The organism is Aeromonas sp. EERV15 (genome assembly GCF_900079845.1).
GTDB lineage: Bacteria > Pseudomonadota > Gammaproteobacteria > Enterobacterales > Aeromonadaceae > Aeromonas > Aeromonas sobria.
Window position 1 is genome coordinate 92,869 of record NZ_FKKY02000010.1, and the last position, 15,475, is coordinate 108,343.

At 60.4% G+C, this 15,475-nt stretch carries 13 protein-coding genes; 9 read left to right on the forward strand and 4 right to left on the reverse strand.

Features of this window, described 5'->3' with window-relative positions:
• The first annotated feature begins 89 nt into the window (after positions 1-89).
• Positions 90-1,925 carry an ATP-dependent DNA helicase RecQ gene (gene recQ, locus BN4575_RS10650; protein WP_068978170.1) on the forward strand — a complete coding sequence of 612 codons (1,836 nt, stop codon included), beginning with the start codon at positions 90-92 and terminating at the stop codon, positions 1,923-1,925.
• A gap of 67 nt (positions 1,926-1,992) precedes the next feature.
• On the opposite strand, the gene BN4575_RS10655 is transcribed toward recQ, so the two are convergent.
• The gene (locus BN4575_RS10655; RefSeq protein ID WP_005340687.1) at positions 1,993-2,295 is read right to left on the reverse strand and encodes a c-type cytochrome; all 303 of its coding nucleotides are present in this window, start codon (positions 2,293-2,295) and stop codon (positions 1,993-1,995) included.
• 105 nt (positions 2,296-2,400) lie between these two features.
• Here BN4575_RS10655 and BN4575_RS10660 point away from each other — a divergent pair, with 105 nt between their 5' ends.
• From BN4575_RS10660 to BN4575_RS10670, 3 genes are all read left to right on the forward strand, one after another.
• Positions 2,401-3,828, forward strand: a complete 1,428-nt coding sequence (locus BN4575_RS10660; RefSeq protein ID WP_068978171.1) for a protein adenylyltransferase SelO — start codon at positions 2,401-2,403, stop codon at positions 3,826-3,828.
• An 11-nt stretch (positions 3,829-3,839) separates the two neighbouring features.
• On the forward strand, positions 3,840-4,127 hold the full coding sequence (locus BN4575_RS10665; protein WP_068978172.1) for a DUF3630 family protein: 288 nt from the start codon (positions 3,840-3,842) through the stop codon (positions 4,125-4,127).
• A 159-nt stretch (positions 4,128-4,286) separates the two neighbouring features.
• On the forward strand, positions 4,287-4,961 hold the full coding sequence (locus BN4575_RS10670; RefSeq protein WP_042018319.1) for a 7-cyano-7-deazaguanine/7-aminomethyl-7-deazaguanine transporter: 675 nt from the start codon (positions 4,287-4,289) through the stop codon (positions 4,959-4,961).
• Between the two features lie 271 nt (positions 4,962-5,232).
• On the opposite strand, the gene rraA is transcribed toward BN4575_RS10670, so the two are convergent.
• Complete coding sequence (gene rraA / locus BN4575_RS10675) at positions 5,233-5,718, reverse strand: ribonuclease E activity regulator RraA (protein WP_042018316.1); 486 nt, start codon at positions 5,716-5,718, stop codon at positions 5,233-5,235.
• Between the two features lie 146 nt (positions 5,719-5,864).
• Between rraA and BN4575_RS10680 the strand changes: the two genes are divergently transcribed.
• A complete protein-coding gene (locus tag BN4575_RS10680) occupies positions 5,865-7,718 on the forward strand; it encodes a methyl-accepting chemotaxis protein (RefSeq protein ID WP_068978173.1) in 1,854 nt (617 codons plus the stop codon).
• Positions 7,719-7,840: 122 nt separating this feature from the next.
• The gene (locus BN4575_RS10685) at positions 7,841-8,491 is read left to right on the forward strand and encodes a chromophore lyase CpcT/CpeT (protein WP_068978174.1); all 651 of its coding nucleotides are present in this window, start codon (positions 7,841-7,843) and stop codon (positions 8,489-8,491) included.
• 90 nt (positions 8,492-8,581) lie between these two features.
• Here the strand turns inward: BN4575_RS10685 and rpmE are convergent, their stop codons facing one another.
• The gene (rpmE, locus tag BN4575_RS10690; RefSeq protein ID WP_033129027.1) at positions 8,582-8,797 is read right to left on the reverse strand and encodes a 50S ribosomal protein L31; all 216 of its coding nucleotides are present in this window, start codon (positions 8,795-8,797) and stop codon (positions 8,582-8,584) included.
• A gap of 147 nt (positions 8,798-8,944) precedes the next feature.
• Between rpmE and priA the strand changes: the two genes are divergently transcribed.
• Positions 8,945-11,152 (forward strand): primosomal protein N', encoded by a 2,208-nt coding sequence (priA, locus tag BN4575_RS10695; protein WP_141689767.1) that lies wholly within the window; start codon positions 8,945-8,947, stop codon positions 11,150-11,152.
• 64 nt (positions 11,153-11,216) lie between these two features.
• Here the strand turns inward: priA and BN4575_RS10700 are convergent, their stop codons facing one another.
• Positions 11,217-12,320 carry a hypothetical protein gene (locus BN4575_RS10700; RefSeq protein ID WP_068978176.1) on the reverse strand — a complete coding sequence of 368 codons (1,104 nt, stop codon included), beginning with the start codon at positions 12,318-12,320 and terminating at the stop codon, positions 11,217-11,219.
• Positions 12,321-12,547: 227 nt separating this feature from the next.
• Between BN4575_RS10700 and BN4575_RS10705 the strand changes: the two genes are divergently transcribed.
• Together BN4575_RS10705 and BN4575_RS10710 are read left to right on the forward strand one after the other, a co-directional pair.
• A complete protein-coding gene (locus BN4575_RS10705; protein ID WP_068978177.1) occupies positions 12,548-13,981 on the forward strand; it encodes a DUF2867 domain-containing protein in 1,434 nt (477 codons plus the stop codon).
• 235 nt (positions 13,982-14,216) lie between these two features.
• Entirely contained in the window at positions 14,217-15,443 is a 1,227-nt protein-coding gene (locus BN4575_RS10710; RefSeq protein ID WP_068978178.1) for an aromatic amino acid transporter, read from the forward strand.
• The last annotated feature ends 32 nt before the right edge of the window (positions 15,444-15,475 follow it).

Below are 15,475 nucleotides of genomic sequence, written 5' to 3' on the forward strand. Positions count from 1 at the left end.
GCCAGTCTGCAACAGTTCCTTAACAGTCGCAATGGCAGGTTTATTGTGGGCGGCTGCTGCTTTAGAATGGCGACCCCAAAGGAGAGCCCATGACCGCGATTGCCGAAATCCTGCCAGATTCTCAGCCAGAGAGCCCGCTTGCCCTGCTGCAGGCGGTATTCGGCTACCAGCAATTTCGGCCGGGCCAGTTGGAGATCATCGAGCAGATAGTGGCGGGGCGTGATGCCATGGTGCTCAAGCCCACCGGTGGTGGCAAGTCACTCTGCTTCCAGATCCCGGCACTGCTGCGGCCCGGGCTCGGGGTGGTGGTCTCTCCGCTGATCTCCCTGATGAAGGATCAGGTCGATAGCCTGCGCGCCAACGGTGTGGCGGCGGTCTACATCAATTCGGCCCTGAGCCGCGAGGAGATGATCCAGAACTTCGCCGCCATGCGTCGCGGCGAGATCAAGCTGCTCTATGTTTCCCCTGAACGACTGTTGCAGCACGAGTTTATGGACCGGCTGGCCGAGCTGCCGCTCGGGCTGTTCGCCATCGACGAGGCCCACTGTGTCTCCCAGTGGGGCCACGATTTCCGGCCGGAGTATGCGGCGCTGGGGCGGCTCAAACAGTGGTTCCCGCAGGTGCCGGTGGTGGCGCTCACCGCGACTGCCGACGAGGCGACCCGCAGCGACATGCTGCACCGCCTCGAGCTGAACGATCCCTTCATCCACACCGCCAGCTTCGACAGACCCAACATCCGCTACAGCCTGGTGGAGAAGTTCAAGGCGGCCGAGCAGCTGTTGCGCTATGTGCAGAGCCAGAAGGGCAACTGCGGCATCGTCTACTGCTCCAGCCGCAACCGGGTGGAGGAGGTAGCCGAGCGGCTATCTCGTCACGGCTGCAAGGCGGCGCCCTATCATGCAGGGCTGCCGCTCGAGCAGCGCCAGCAGACCCAGGATGCCTTCCTCAAGGATGATGTCGAGATCGTGGTGGCGACGGTGGCGTTTGGCATGGGCATCGACAAGCCCAACGTGCGCTTTGTGGTGCACTACGACATTCCGAAGAATATCGAATCCTACTATCAGGAGACCGGTCGTGCCGGTCGTGATGGCACCCCCGCCGAGGCGCTGCTGCTCTACGATCCCGCCGATATCGGCCGGGTACGCCGCCTGCTCGACAACATCGAGAATCCCCAGCAGTTGCAGGTGGAGCAGTACAAGCTCAACGTGATGGCGGCCTTTGCCGAGGCGCAGACCTGCCGCCGTCAGGTGCTGCTCAACTATTTTGGCGAGTACAACGACAAGCCGTGCGGCAACTGCGATATCTGTCTCGATCCGCCCAAGAGCTATGACGGCACCGAAGATGCCCAGAAGGCGCTCTCCTGCGTCTGGCGGGTGGGGCAGAATTTCGGGGTGGGCTATGTGGTGGAGGTGCTGCGCGGTTCCCTCAACCAGCGCATCAAGGATCACGGCCACGACAAGCTGTCGACTTACGGCATCGGCAAGGATCAGAGCCACGAATACTGGATGAGCGTGATCCGCCAGTTGATCCACAAGGGGCTACTGACCCAGAACATCACCCGCAATCTGGTGCTGCAGCTGACCGAGGCGGCGCGTCCTGTGTTGCGCGGCGAGACCAAACTTGAGCTGGCGGTGCCCCGCCTGCAGCCTATCTCCAGCCGCAAGGAGAAGCGCAACGGCCTGCTCGACAATGCCAACTACGACAAACGGCTGTTCAAGGAGCTGCGCGGTCTGCGCAAGCAGATTGCCGAGGATGAAGAGGTGCCGCCCTACGTGGTATTCAACGATGCGACCCTGGTGGAGATGGCTCAACTGATGCCGATGACCGAAGACGAGATGCTGGCCATCAACGGCGTCGGTCACCGCAAGCTGGAACGCTTCGGCGAAGCCTTTATGGACCTTATCATCGACTACTGTCGGCGCTAGGGTCGATTAGGTAGCCTAATCGACCCCTGTAAGCGCGGCTCGGAAGAACTGAGGGTCAGACGCGAGGTTATTTCAGGCTGGCGTAGAAGGCCGCCAGATTGTCGATATCCGCATCGGTGAGCGGCGCCATGAAGGGGTCCATCAAGGGCTCTTTGCGGGTGCCATCCTTGAAGGCTTTCAACTGTTTCACCAGATAGGCGGCATTCTGACCCGCCAGATGGGGATAGTTGGGGATCATCGCCTTGCCTTCCACGCCGTGACAGGCGGCACAGACCGCTGCCTTGGCTTTTCCTGCTTCAATATCCGCAGCCTTGGCCTGATGACCCCACGCCAGTGCCAGCAAGGGCAGGGCATATACCCATTTTTGCATCTTCTTCTCCTTGAATTGAAAAATGATGGTTGCCAGTTAGCGCAAGCATGGCTGACGGCAGTATAAAGAGTGACACGAGGATACGCAGGGACGAATGGCACAACCATGAAGCTGATCAACACTTTTGCGACCGAGTTGCCCTGGGCCTGTGAGTCCGTGGCCCCCCAGCCGCTGCAGCAACCCCGGTTGCTTCATCTCAACCGGGCTTTGCTGGATGAGTTGGGGCTGGGAGGCGTCAGTGAGGCTGACTGGATCGCCTGCTGTGGCGAGGGAGAATTACTGCCCGGCATGCAGCCGGTGGCGCAGGTCTATGCCGGCCATCAGTTCGGAGGCTACAGCCCCCGGCTCGGGGATGGTCGGGCACTGCTGCTGGGGGAGCAGCTGGCGCCGGATGGCCAGCGCTGGGATCTGCATCTGAAGGGGGCGGGTAAAACACCGTTCTCCCGTTTTGGTGACGGTCGCGCCGTATTGCGCTCCAGTATTCGTGAGTATCTCGCCTCCGAAGCGCTCCATGCCCTCGGCATCCCTACCACCCGAGCGCTGGTGCTGGTGGGCAGCCGTGAGCCTGTTTACCGCGAACAGGTCGAGATGGGGGCGACCGTGCTGCGTACCGCCCCCAGCCATCTGCGCTTCGGCCATATTGAGTATTTCGCCTGGAGCGGGCAGGGGGAGAAGATCCCGCCGCTCATCGATTATCTGCTGCGCCACCACTTCCCCGAGCTGGAGAATGGCGCCGAGCTGTTTGCCGAGGTGGTGCGCCGCACCGCGCGGCTGATTGCCAAATGGCAGGCGGCGGGCTTCTGTCACGGGGTGATGAACACCGACAACATGTCGCTGCTCGGCCTGACGTTGGATTACGGCCCCTACGGCTTTATCGATGCCTACATGCCCGATTTTGTCTGCAATCACTCGGATCCTGCGGGGCGCTACGCGCTGGATCAGCAGCCTGCGGTCGGTTACTGGAATCTGCAAAAGCTGGCGCAGGCACTGGCTGGCCATGTAGATGGTGATGCGCTGGCTGCGGCGCTGGCCCAGTACGAGCAGCAACTGATGCTGCACTACTCCGAACTGATGCGCGCCAAACTCGGGTTGGCGGTGTGGGAGGAGGATGACCCGGCGCTGTTTCGCGAGCTGTTCCGGCTGCTGGCGGCTCACAAGGTGGATTACCACCTGTTTCTGCGCCGTCTCGGCGAGGTGACGGGAGAGGGGGCCTGGCCCGCGTCTCTGCTGGCCCTGTTGCCTGATCCGCGCGTTTGGCAGGAGTGGCTGGAATGCTATCGGGCGCGGCTGGCGCGCGAAGGAAGCGAGGATGCCGTGCGCAAGGTGCAGATGGATGCCATCAATCCCAAGTATGTGCTGCGCAATGCGTTGGCTCAGCAGGTGATCGACGCCGCCGACGCAGGGGATATGCTGCCGTTCGAGCGGCTGTTCACCGCCCTGCAGCGTCCCTATGATGAACAACCCGAATATGAGGATCTCGCCACCCCGACTCCGGCATGGTATTGCGGTGGTGAGCTCTCCTGCAGCAGCTGAGAGACAAGGGAATGAGTTGGCAGATCAAACAGATAGATAGCGAAGCTGGCGTGGTGACGCTGGATTGCCCGGCGCTCGACTGGGACACGTTTCCGGTGTTGGCGCAGGCCTTGCTGCGAGAGTGGGAGCTACAGCCGCTCGAACAGGATGCGGGCGCCGACCGCCACAGCTGGCTGCTGGAGTTTGAAGGGAGTCAGTTCAGGCTGGAGTATGAACACTATAGCGGTTGCTGGCTGGAGGCGGTGCGCCCGGCGGATCGGGAGGTGCTGCTCTGGCTCGCCAGTCAACACAAGGGCTAACAATCGCCCGCAAGGCCTGCTCTGCTACTGGCCAATCCGGGCGAGCGCAATCGCATAAAGATTGAACTATCGGTTTTGGGGCGTATAATCTCGCCCCTCGATTATCGCCAATGGTGGCGGTATGGGTTCCCTAACCCCATTAACCAAAAAGGTCACAAGATGAATCTGACCCCTGCGCAGTACCAAACGGCGCTTGTTCGCCTGTCGTTGTTCCACATCCTGATCATTGCCAGCAGCAACTATCTGGTGCAGCTGCCGATCACCGTGTTTGGCTTCCATACCACCTGGGGTGCATTCAGCTTCCCGTTTATCTTCCTGGCCACGGACCTGACGGTGCGGATCTTCGGTGCCGGTCTGGCGCGCAAGATTATCCAGACCGTGATGCTGCCTGCGCTGGTGGTCTCCTATGGACTCTCTGTGCTGTTCTTCGAGGGCAGTTATCAGGGCATGGGCAATCTGGCCGAGTTCAATCTGTTTGTGGCGCGTATCGCGCTGGCCAGCTTTATGGCCTATCTGGTGGGCCAGTTTATGGACGTGGTGGTGTTCAACCGGCTGCGACTGATGAAAGCCTGGTGGGTTGCCCCGGCTGCTTCCACCCTGTTCGGTAATCTGGTCGATACCATCGCCTTCTTCAGCGTGGCCTTCTGGCGCACCACAGATCCTTTCATGGCAGAGCACTGGGTCGAGATCGCAACCGTCGATTACGTATTCAAGTTGCTGATCAGCCTTGGTTTGTTCGTGCCGCTCTACGGCGTCTTGCTGCGTTACCTCAGCCGGAAATTGGTGGGCGAGGCCGGATTATCCAGCCTGCAAACGGCCACCCGACAAGCCTGATGAGATTGACCACCCTTCACGGTGGTCAATTTTTTTGCACTATTCTACAAATAGCGCTTGCTCATTTAAATGAGAATGATTATTGTTAACTTGTTTTCCGGGAAAGACTTCATTCGTTCCAACGTGATGGACTTCTTGTGAAGGCACGACATTGCTCACATTGCTTCCAGTTAAGGGCCAGTTTATCTGGCCCTCTTTTTTTGTCATTTTTCAGCAAGTTGCAGGCATAAAAAACGGGAGCCAAGGCTCCCGTCGTCACTCTGTCTGTGGCTTACTCGATATCGAGTGCCTCGGGGGAGAGGATCACCCCTGTGGTATCGGCATAGAGGTGGTCATCGGGCAGGAAGGTCACGCCACCGAAGTTGACCGGCAGATCGGTCTCCCCCACATCCTTGCTGTCGGCCCCGACCGGAATGGCTGCCAGTGCCTGAATGCCGATATCCAGATCTTCCAGAATATCGACTTCGCGGACGCAGCCGTAGCAGACGATCCCTTCCCAATCGTTCTCGGCCGCCGTCGTGGCGATGTCGCTGTCGATCAGGGCGCGGCGCATGGAGCCACCGCCGTCGATCAGTAATATGCGACCGACCCCGTTCTCTTTAACGAGTTCACGGATCAGGCCATTTGATTCGAAGCATTTGACGGTGGTTATGACGCCGCCGAAAGAGGAGCGGCCACCGAAGGAGCAGAGCATGGGTTCAAGCACATCCACCATGTCCTGATAGATGTCGCACAGTTCAGAAGTATTGTATTCCATAGTGTCAAATCCACGGCTGGAAACAGGTGCAACCAGTATAAGGAGTGGGGGGGGCATTTCAATGAATATTCCTTGTACAGGCAACCCGCCCCTGCTTTTCTGCTTAAGCTCAATGCAGTTCATCCTTTGTCTGTGTGAGGTCCACCGTGCTGATCCGTCATAAGTTGATCCTGAATACCGTGCTGGTTGCTGTCGCCATGATGGTGCTGAGTGGCCTGTTTCTTTACTCCAGTCAGGTTAGTCGCCATCTGACCGATGCCCAGCGCCATGTGGACCAGTTGGAGATCGCCATGCTCAATTTGCGGCGAGCCGAGAAGGATTTCCTGATCCGCAAGGAGATAGCTTTTGCCGAACGTTTCAATCAGGGGCTGGCCGATTTTCATCAGCTGGATCAGAACATGAGCAGCGATGACAACCTTGCAGCTGCGCAGGTGGAGCTGGTTCGGCTGGATCAGCAGATGACGGCTTATGGCAAGGCCTTCAACGACTTGGTGGCACAGCAGCAAAAGATTGGGCTGGGGCCGGAAGATGGCCTCTATGGCAAGCTGCGGGCAGCAGTGCACGAGGTAGAAAATGGGCTCAAGCAACTGGATCAGCAGGGGCTGCTCATCACCATGCTGCAGCTGAGACGGGCGGAGAAAGACTTCATGTTGCGCTCCGACATCCAGTATCTGGATCGCTTCGAGACGTTGCACAAGGGCTTTCAGGATAGCCTTACAGCCCTACCGGAGGCGGATCGCGGCAAGCTGGAGCAGGCCAGCAAGCAGTACCGGCAGGATTTTGTTGCCCTGGTGCAGGGGATGCAGGTGTTGGGTCTGAAAGACGATGAAGGGCTGCGCAACCAGATGCGCGAACTGGTACATCAGACCGAACAGGGATTTGTTGCGGTCGACCGGCATATCGCCGACCAGCTGGAGCAACAGACCGCGCGTCTGAATCTGCTGATGCTGGTCTGCGGCGGCATCATCATAGTGCTGATCGGCACCATGAGCGTATTGCTGGGTCGCAGCATCGACCGCCCCATTACCCGGGTGAACGATACGGTTAACCGCATCCGCCAGGATAATGATTTGTGTCTCAAGATCGAGCTGCAGGGAACCGACGAGATGGCGCAACTGGCGGGCAATCTTGACGTGATGCTGGGTGGGTTCCGCAACCTGATCGGCGATGTGAAACAGAGCGTGCACACCCTGACCGAAGCGGCGGACCACCTCTCGGCCAACGTCAAACGCACCAGCGAGGGGGCGGCGCGCCAGTTGCAGGAGACCGACATGGTGGCAACCGCTTCCACCGAGATGGGATCCACCATCGAGGAGATCGCCCGCAACACCGAACAGGCGGCCAACAATGCCCAGGCCACCAATAACAAGGCGCAGGAGGGACGCACCGCGGTTGAGAGCACAGTCAGTCAGATCCGCTCGCTGGCGGGCAATCTGGAGATCTCGTCCCGAGAGGTGGGACAGCTACAAAAAGAGAGCGAGACCATCGGCTCTGTGCTTGACGTGATCCGCGGTATTGCCGAGCAGACCAACTTGCTGGCGCTCAATGCCGCCATCGAGGCCGCACGGGCGGGGGATCAGGGGCGTGGTTTCGCGGTGGTGGCGGACGAGGTGCGCAGCCTGGCGATTCGCACCCAGAAATCGACTCAGGAGATTGCCGGTATCATCAGCTCCTTGCAAAAACAGACCGGCAGTATCGTCGAGGTAATGGCGACTTGTCGTGAGCAGGGCAGCCGCAGCGCGGAGCAGGCCAGCACCGCAGGGGCGCTGCTGGGGCAGATCACTCAGGATGTCACCCTGATCATGGACATGAGCACCCAGATAGCGGCAGCCATCGAACAGCAGAGCCTGGTGGCCAACGAGGTGAACCGTAACGTCAACAACATCCGCGACATAGCCCAGGAGTCGAGCACCATGGCGGAGGAGAACGCCAGATCCAGCCAGGGCCTTAACGAGCAAGCTCAGCTATTGAACAAGGCAGTGGCGAAATACCGGGTTTAGTGATCGGACAGGTATCCTTGCGAGGTTTTTGTCCCTGAGTGGCAATGATTTGATCCTGATGGCTGTTATTGGGGGCATTCGCTCATATAATCGCCGCCATTATGATGATTCGGAAGGATTCGATGGCAAAGTTGCTGGTGGCTGCATTCGGGCTGCTCTGTTCTTGTCTGGTGTTGGCAGGTTCGGCGCCCCAGGCTACTCCACTCAAGCCCGGCATGGAGCCTCTGCTCAGTTGGTTAAGCGGTGACTTTTCGAGCAAGGAGCAGGCTGGCTATGATAGCCGCTTTACCAGCGCCGAACTGCGGCTGAGGGAGATCTGGCCCGGCTATCAGGGGTATCGCTGGGTCTATGCCGAGCAGTACCTGACCCTGCGTTCCATCCGTCCCTTCCGCCAGCGCATCTACCGCTTCTCACCCGCCCCTGACGGGCGGATCCTGATGGCCGAACTGACCATGCCCAGGGCTATCGACTTTGCTGGTGCCTGGCGTCAACCCGCTTTGCTCGACAGTTTGACTCCGCAACAACTCTCACTGCGTCACGGTTGCGAGATTTGGCTGAGCCGGACGGCATCCGGTGAATACGCTGGTCATACCCGGGTGGGGCACTGTGCTACCGACTTTGGCGGTGCCAGCACGCTAGTGCAGCATATCTGGATTGGGCCGAATAGCATTCGACTGCTGGATCGCGCCTATGACAATCAGGGCGGGTCTCGCTGGGGCAGTCCGGGGGAAGGCTATGTCTATTTACGCAAAAGCAGCGAACGCGGACATTAGCACCGGGTATCCCATCGGCTGGGATACGAAAATTGCGGGCATAAAAAAGGCGCCGATAGGCGCCTTTTTCAGAATTTTTCAGAAGTAAGATTACTTCTTGGCAGTCAGGCCACCAAAACGCTTGTTGAACTTGTCTACGCGGCCGCCGCTAGAAACTTCTTTCTGCTTACCGGTGTAGAACGGGTGGCATGCAGAGCACACGTCCAGGTTCAGATCTTTACCCAGGGTAGAGAAAGTGTTGATGACATTACCGCAGGAGCATTTGCAGGTGATGGCGACGTACTCAGGATGAATATTAGCTTTCATGGACAACCTCAATTAATAGGCCGTGTCGCCATCCGATCTCTTGTCGGACACCACACGATTGTTGAACACAGTTTCAAAGGCTGCGAATAATATAGGAAATGCCTGAGATCAGGCAAGTGGCTTCGCAGAAAAAATAGGCAACCCCTGGTGAATTGTTCCCAAATGCTGGATCTGGTTCGTGTCGCTGTCCCGGTACCGTTACGCCGTCACTTCGACTATCTCTCCCCCCTGCCATTACCGGCGCCCGGTTGTCGGGTCGAGATCCCCTTCGGTCCGCAGACTCTTGTGGGTTTGGTGGTGGATCACCCAACCGAGAGTCAGGTGCCCCGCACCAAATTAAAACCCTTGAAACGGGTGCTCGACACGACCCCTGTGTTGGGGGCCGACATCCTCGCGCTGATGAACTGGAGCGCCAACTACTACCAGCATCCGCTGGGAGAAGTGCTGCCTCATGCCCTGCCAGTGCTGGTACGCAAGGGGGAGCCCGCCGCCTATCGGGAGCTGGAGTTCTGGTTTGCCACCGAGGCGGGGATGACGATCGACCTTAACGAGCTCAAGCGGGCGGCCAAACAGCAGCAGGCCCTCGCCCTGCTGCGCAAGGGGCCACAGACGCCATCCGCACTCAAGCAGGAGGAGATCCAGAGTGCCGCCCTCACTGCGCTGGAGAAAAAGGGGTTGCTGGAGAAGCGCAGCCTGGAGCCCAGCCACGATAGTGACTGGGCAACCCGTTTTGACGCGGGAGAGGGGCTGCGCCTCAACAGCGAACAGGCGTTGGCGGTGGCGACTGTCACCAGCCAGAGCGACCAGTTCGGCGCCTTCTTGCTCGATGGCATCACCGGCTCCGGCAAAACCGAGGTCTACTTAAGCATCCTTGAGCCGCTGCTTCGGGCTGGCAAGCAGGCGCTGGTGATGGTGCCGGAGATCGGCCTCACCCCGCAGACCATCAACCGCTTCCGCCGCCGCTTCAAGGTGCCGGTGGTGGCGATGAACTCCGCCATGAACGATCGGGAGCGGCTCGACGCCTGGCTCGCCTGCCGCGATGGCGGCGCCGCCATCCTGATCGGCACCCGTTCTGCGGTGTTCACCCCGTTTCACAACCTCGGCATTATCATCATCGACGAGGAACATGACGGCTCTTTCAAGCAGCAGGACGGCTTTCGCTACCACGCCCGAGATCTGGCGGTGATGCGGGCCCATCGCGCTGGCATCCCGATCCTGCTCGGCTCGGCCACCCCCTCGCTGGAGACTCTGCACAATGCCAAAACCGGCAAGTACCACCACCTCAGCCTGACCCGGCGCGCCGGCAATGCCCAGACCGCCCGTCAGGTGATTCTGGATATCAAGAACGTGCGGCTGCAGGCCGGGCTATCCCCCCAGCTGGAGCAGTTGATGGGGTCGCATCTGGCGGCGGGCAATCAGGTGATGCTGTTCCTCAATCGCCGTGGCTATGCCCCGTCGCTTATCTGCCACCAGTGTGGCTGGAGCGCTGCCTGCGAGCGCTGTGATGCCTGGTACACCTGGCATCAGGCTGGGCGACGGCTGCACTGCCATCACTGCGACAGCGTGCGCCCGCTGCCCCACAGCTGCCCCGAGTGCGGCAGCAACGAGCTGATTGGCTCGGGAGTGGGCACCGAGCAGCTGGAGCAACTGCTCACCACGGTTTTCCCGCAATACCCGGTGGTGCGTATCGATCGGGACAACACCCGCCGCAAGGGAGAGCTGGAGACCCATCTCGGCGACATCAAGGCGGGCAAGTACAAGATCCTGATCGGCACCCAGATGCTGGCCAAGGGCCACCACTTTCCTGATGTGACCTTGGTGGGGCTGCTGGATGTGGATGGCGCCCTGTTCAGCGCCGATTTTCGTGCCGCCGAGAAGCTGGCCCAGCTCTACACCCAGGTGGCGGGCCGTGCCGGTCGCGCCAGCAAACCCGGGTTGGTGGTGCTGCAGAGCCACCATCCGGAGCATGCCCTGCTGCAGGATCTGACCCAGAACGGTTACGGCCACTTTGCCGATACGGCGCTGAAAGAGCGTCGTCTGCTGGGGCTGCCGCCATTTAGCTATCAAAGTTTGTTCCGGGCTGAGGCTACGGGTCGCGACGAGGTGCAGTTGTTCCTTACCCGCCTCGCCGATACCCTGCGCAGCGCCCGCTATCCCCATCTGCAGGTGCTGGGACCCATCAGTGGCTTTATGGAGCGCAAGGCGGGCAAGTTCCGCATGCAGTTGCTGGTGCAGGGGCCGAACCGGGCACCGCTGGCCCAGTTGCTGGATTGGGCGGTGAAGGAGCTGGAGGGCTGGCCGGAGACCAAAAAGGTGCGCTGGAGTCTGGATATCGATCCCACCGAGCTGAGTTGATGGTGCCGGAGCCGGTCACGGGCAGTTCTCGCCGGCGACCGAGCGGATTATTCGGTTACAAGGTTCAGACCCGCAGATCGATCTGCTGCACCCAGCCCCCCTTGCCCTGTTCGGTGAGGTAGAGGCCGGATTGGCGCAGCACTCCCTGATTGCCGCTCTCCCCCAGATGGGTGAAGGGGGTGTCGAGGGGGCGCAGCAGAATGGCGCCGATCCCCAGCTCGACCAGCGCGATGGGGGCGTGCTCGGGATGCCAGAACTGCAGAGCTGAAAACTGGCTATCCCCCTCATCCAGCACCCCGTTGCCATCCTCATCCAGGGTGGCCAGCTCGCCGAAGCCATTGCCGGAGCGGGCGCCAAAAAGCTCGCCGCCATCGTCTATGGTGCCGTTGCCGTTGCGATCCAGCGCCACGAAGCCGCTCCCTTCACGCAGGCCCGGCAGGCTGTCCTCCTTGCCATCCTGATCGATATCGAAAGTGACCCGTGCTTCGGTCAGGTCGGCAATCTTGCCATCCAGACTGAGCACCAGCGGATCCTTGAGAGCATTGAGGGTGGTACGCCGCTGGCTCACTTCCAGCTGACGCCAGTCGAGCACAAAGCCGAGATCGAGCTGCAGGGTCTTACCATCCTGAGTCGCTACGCTGGCTGACGCTACCACCTTGAGCTGCTCCTGTTGCAGCAGGGTGTCAGTCACCTCCACAAGTTGATCCGGCTCGGCGGCCTGAGCGGCGGCTGCTCCTTGCGTTACCCCTTCGCCCCCCTCTTCGGCGGGTTTGATCGGCTTGGGCAGCTCGATTTCGTGGCCCAACATCGCTTCGATCATCAGCTTGATCAGCCGCTGGCGGTTATCCAGTCCGTCATCGGGCATGCCGTTATCATCCTGTTTGACATCGGTCGGCGGGGGCGGGGCTGGCATCGCGCCAGCCTGCTGGCTGGTGGCGGCGCGGTTGGTGGCTTGCAGCGTCAGGGCGCTGGCCTGCATCAGGGTGAGATTGGTTCGCGGCTCGTCAGATGAGGTGGCGCGTGTGCGGTTATCTGGCGGGTTGATAGTGGGGGGCACGGGCCCGAGGTTGCGCACCTTGCGGCTCTGGGCCTGTTGTTGCCGGTATTGCACCTCCCCCTGGAGGTCGTAGTGATCGATGCGCATACATTCGCCCTCGGCGCTATACATCTGGTCAGTTATCGACCAGTCAATGAGCAAGGCTTAACACTAAATCGGACTAATCACGGAAGTGGTTAGTACTATGTCGCAAGGTGGCGGCGTGGCAGGATGGCAAGAGGCTGGATGGTGGCGCTGTTGTTGAACATCTTCAAGGGTGTTGCGCTGCGTACTCTGGCTGACATGCGGCATCGGTGATGGCGCGTTGGTGATAAGCAACGAATATGAGGAGCGCGTGAATGCGTAACTGTCTGGTGATGGGGGCGGCAGGATATATCGGTTCCTATCTGGTGCCCCACCTGCAAACCCTGGGCTACAGGGTGATTGCCGGGGCACGCCGTCCCTGCCGCCTGCCGGAGGGGGTGGAGTTTCGCCTCGCCGACAGCCTCAAGCCCATCACCCTGCTGCCTGCGCTGGCGGGCATCGATACCGTCTTCTATCTGGTGCATGCCATGGGGGCGGGGGCCGATTTTCACCGGCTGGAGCAGCAGGGAGTGAAGAATTTTGCCGCCGCTGCCCGTGCCGCCGGGGTGCGTCGCATCATCTATCTGGGGGCGATCCAGCCCGAGCAGTGCAACAGCCGTCATCTCAACTCCCGTCGCCACTGTGGCGAGCTGTTTCGTGAATCCGGCGTGCCGACGGTTGAGCTGCGCTCTGGCATCATCATCGGGCCCGGCTCGGCGGCGTTCGAGGTGATGCGGGATCTGGTGTTCAACCTCCCGCTGATGGTGACACCGAAGTGGGTGCGCTCGCGCACGCCGCCGATTGCGCTGTCCAACCTGCTGCACTATCTGGGCGGGCTGGTGGAGGCCGACGAGGTGGATGGCCACATCTTCAACGCAGTCGGCCCGGAGCTGCTCAGCTATCAGCAGCAGTTGCAGAAGTTCGCCGCCCATATCGGCAAGCGTTGCCCCATCATTCCCATTCCGTTTCTGAGCCCGCGTCTCTCCGCCTGGTGGCTGCAGTTTGTCACCTCGGTGCCACAGCCGGTGGCCAAGGCGCTGGTGGGGGGTCTCAAGCACGACATCCCGGCTGATGATGGCCCGCTGCGAGCCCTGCTGCCGCAAACCCTGCTCAGCTTCGACGAGGCGCTGGCGGAGAGTCTGGCGCTGGAGCAACGACTCGGTGCCGAACAACAAGGCCAGCAGACGCCCCTCGGCCTGCGCTGGCGCCATCCCGAATATGGGTTCTACGACCGTACCGCCAGTGGCGATGCCATCTGTCTCGCCTCGCCCAAGGTAGTGTGGGAGGTGTTGCAGCAACTGGGGGGTGAGCAGCGTTACTTCTACATGAATGAGCTGTGGGTGGTGCGCGAGTGGATGGATCACCTGATCGGTGGTCCGGCCCGCACCCGTGGCCGCAGCAACCCGGATCAGTTTGTCAAAGGGGATATGCTCGACTCCTGGCAGATCCTTGGGGTGGATGAGGGGCGCAGGCTCGATCTGCTGTTCAACATGAAAGCCCCCGGCGTGGGTCGGCTGGAGTTCATTATTGTGCCGGAGGAGTCTGGCCTGACCCGGCTCAAGGTGACGGCCCACTGGCATCCGCAAGGGGCCTGGGGGCTGGCTTACTGGCTGGCCATGCTGCCGTTCCACCTCTTCATCTTTCAGGGGATGACTGAGGCCATCGCCAGACAGGCGGAGGCGAAAGCCGGCATTCCTGTGATGGATTGAGGGCGGACTGCGCCCTCGTCCTATCGCCGAACCTTACCCATGCTAGACAGGAGCCGGGGCTGAAACGCCTTTCGGCTCCTTCTCTTATGCCTCTTTGATATTGCCATTGCGGCCTAGAAGACTCGCTCCTGCTGCTTTGCAGCCCGATATAGATGTGCGTCTTTCGACAAAGACTGGCATCATGCCCCGGTATTTATGCAATTCAGGTGTGTAACTAATTAATAAAGAAGGAATTATGAAGAAAAAACCGTCAATTCTGGGGGGCGCCTGCATCATTGCCAGCGTCTGCGTGGGAGCCGGCATGCTCGGTCTGCCGAGTTCGGGGGCGGGGGCCTGGACTCTCTGGTCGGTGCTGGCACTGACCGTCACCATGGTGATGATGACGCTGTCTGGCTGGATGCTGCTGGAGTCGTTCCAGCACTACGATATGCGGGTTTCCTTCAATACCGTGACCCGCGAGCTGCTGGGGGAGAAGCTCAATCTCCTCAACAACCTCTCGGTCTACTTTGTTGGCGGCATTCTGATTTACGCCTACATCACCTCCTCCGGTGCCATCTTGCAGGGGATTCTGGGGATCGACAGCAAGCTCGCTTCAGTGCTGTTCGTGGCGATCTTCTCGCTGGTGGTGTGGCACTCGACCCGCGCCGTTGACCGCATCTCTGTGGTGCTGATCGCCTTCATGATCCTCAGCTTCGCCCTCGGTGTGGCCGGGTTGCTCGGTAATATCAAGCTGCCGACCCTGCTCGATCTGGCAGGCAGTGAGAGCGGTTACGCCCCCTATGCCATGGCGATGCTGCCGGTGGCGCTCACCTCGTTTGGCTATCACCACTCGGTTGCCTCCCTGCGCGCCTACTACCAGAACGAGCAGCAGGCCCGATGGGCCATTCTGGGGGGAACCCTGATCGCGCTGGTGCTCTACGTGCTCTGGCTGCTGGGGATCTTCGGCAATCTGCCCCGTCAGGATTTTGCCCCCGTGATTGCCCAAGGGGGTGACGTGAGCGTGCTGCTTTCCGCGCTCTCCGGTGTGATTGAATCGGAGAAGGTGGCCAGCGCCATCAACGGCTTCTCCATGGCGGCCATTCTCTCCTCCTTTATCGGGGTGGGGCTCGGGGTGTTCGACTATCTGGCGGATCTGTTCAAGTTCGACAGCAGCCGCGCCGGTCGCAGCAAGACCTGGGCGGTCACCTTCCTGCCGCCGCTGGTGCTTTCGCTGCTCTTCCCGTTCGGTTTCCTGCTGGCCATCGGCTATGCCGGTGCCGCCGCGACCATCTGGACCTGCATCATCCCGGCGCTGCTGGTGTTGCGTACCCGGGCGCGGGCCGAGCGGGGTGAAGTGACCCCCCACTTCGTCACCCCCGGCGGAAAGCTGATGGCATGGCTGCTGATCCTGTTCGGGTTGGCGACCGCGTTGTTCCACTTCCTGTCGATGGCGAACTTGCTGCCGGTCTATCTGGGCAACTGAGTCAGGTCTACAGCACTGACAGCGAAGGGCAG

What these genes read in the sequence shown, in the direction of transcription:
- recQ (WP_068978170.1), top strand. Translation starts at nt 90, where the DNA reads ATGACCGCGATTGCCGAAATCCTGCCAGATTCTCAGCCAGAGAGCCCG.
- BN4575_RS10655 (WP_005340687.1), bottom strand. Translation starts at nt 2,295, where the DNA reads ATGCAAAAATGGGTATATGCCCTGCCCTTGCTGGCACTGGCGTGGGGT.
- BN4575_RS10660 (WP_068978171.1), top strand. Translation starts at nt 2,401, where the DNA reads ATGAAGCTGATCAACACTTTTGCGACCGAGTTGCCCTGGGCCTGTGAG.
- BN4575_RS10665 (WP_068978172.1), top strand. Translation starts at nt 3,840, where the DNA reads ATGAGTTGGCAGATCAAACAGATAGATAGCGAAGCTGGCGTGGTGACG.
- BN4575_RS10670 (WP_042018319.1), top strand. Translation starts at nt 4,287, where the DNA reads ATGAATCTGACCCCTGCGCAGTACCAAACGGCGCTTGTTCGCCTGTCG.
- rraA (WP_042018316.1), bottom strand. Translation starts at nt 5,718, where the DNA reads ATGGAATACAATACTTCTGAACTGTGCGACATCTATCAGGACATGGTG.
- BN4575_RS10685 (WP_068978174.1), top strand. Translation starts at nt 7,841, where the DNA reads ATGGCAAAGTTGCTGGTGGCTGCATTCGGGCTGCTCTGTTCTTGTCTG.
- rpmE (WP_033129027.1), bottom strand. Translation starts at nt 8,797, where the DNA reads ATGAAAGCTAATATTCATCCTGAGTACGTCGCCATCACCTGCAAATGC.
- BN4575_RS10700 (WP_068978176.1), bottom strand. Translation starts at nt 12,320, where the DNA reads ATGTATAGCGCCGAGGGCGAATGTATGCGCATCGATCACTACGACCTC.
- BN4575_RS10705 (WP_068978177.1), top strand. Translation starts at nt 12,548, where the DNA reads ATGCGTAACTGTCTGGTGATGGGGGCGGCAGGATATATCGGTTCCTAT.
- BN4575_RS10710 (WP_068978178.1), top strand. Translation starts at nt 14,217, where the DNA reads ATGAAGAAAAAACCGTCAATTCTGGGGGGCGCCTGCATCATTGCCAGC.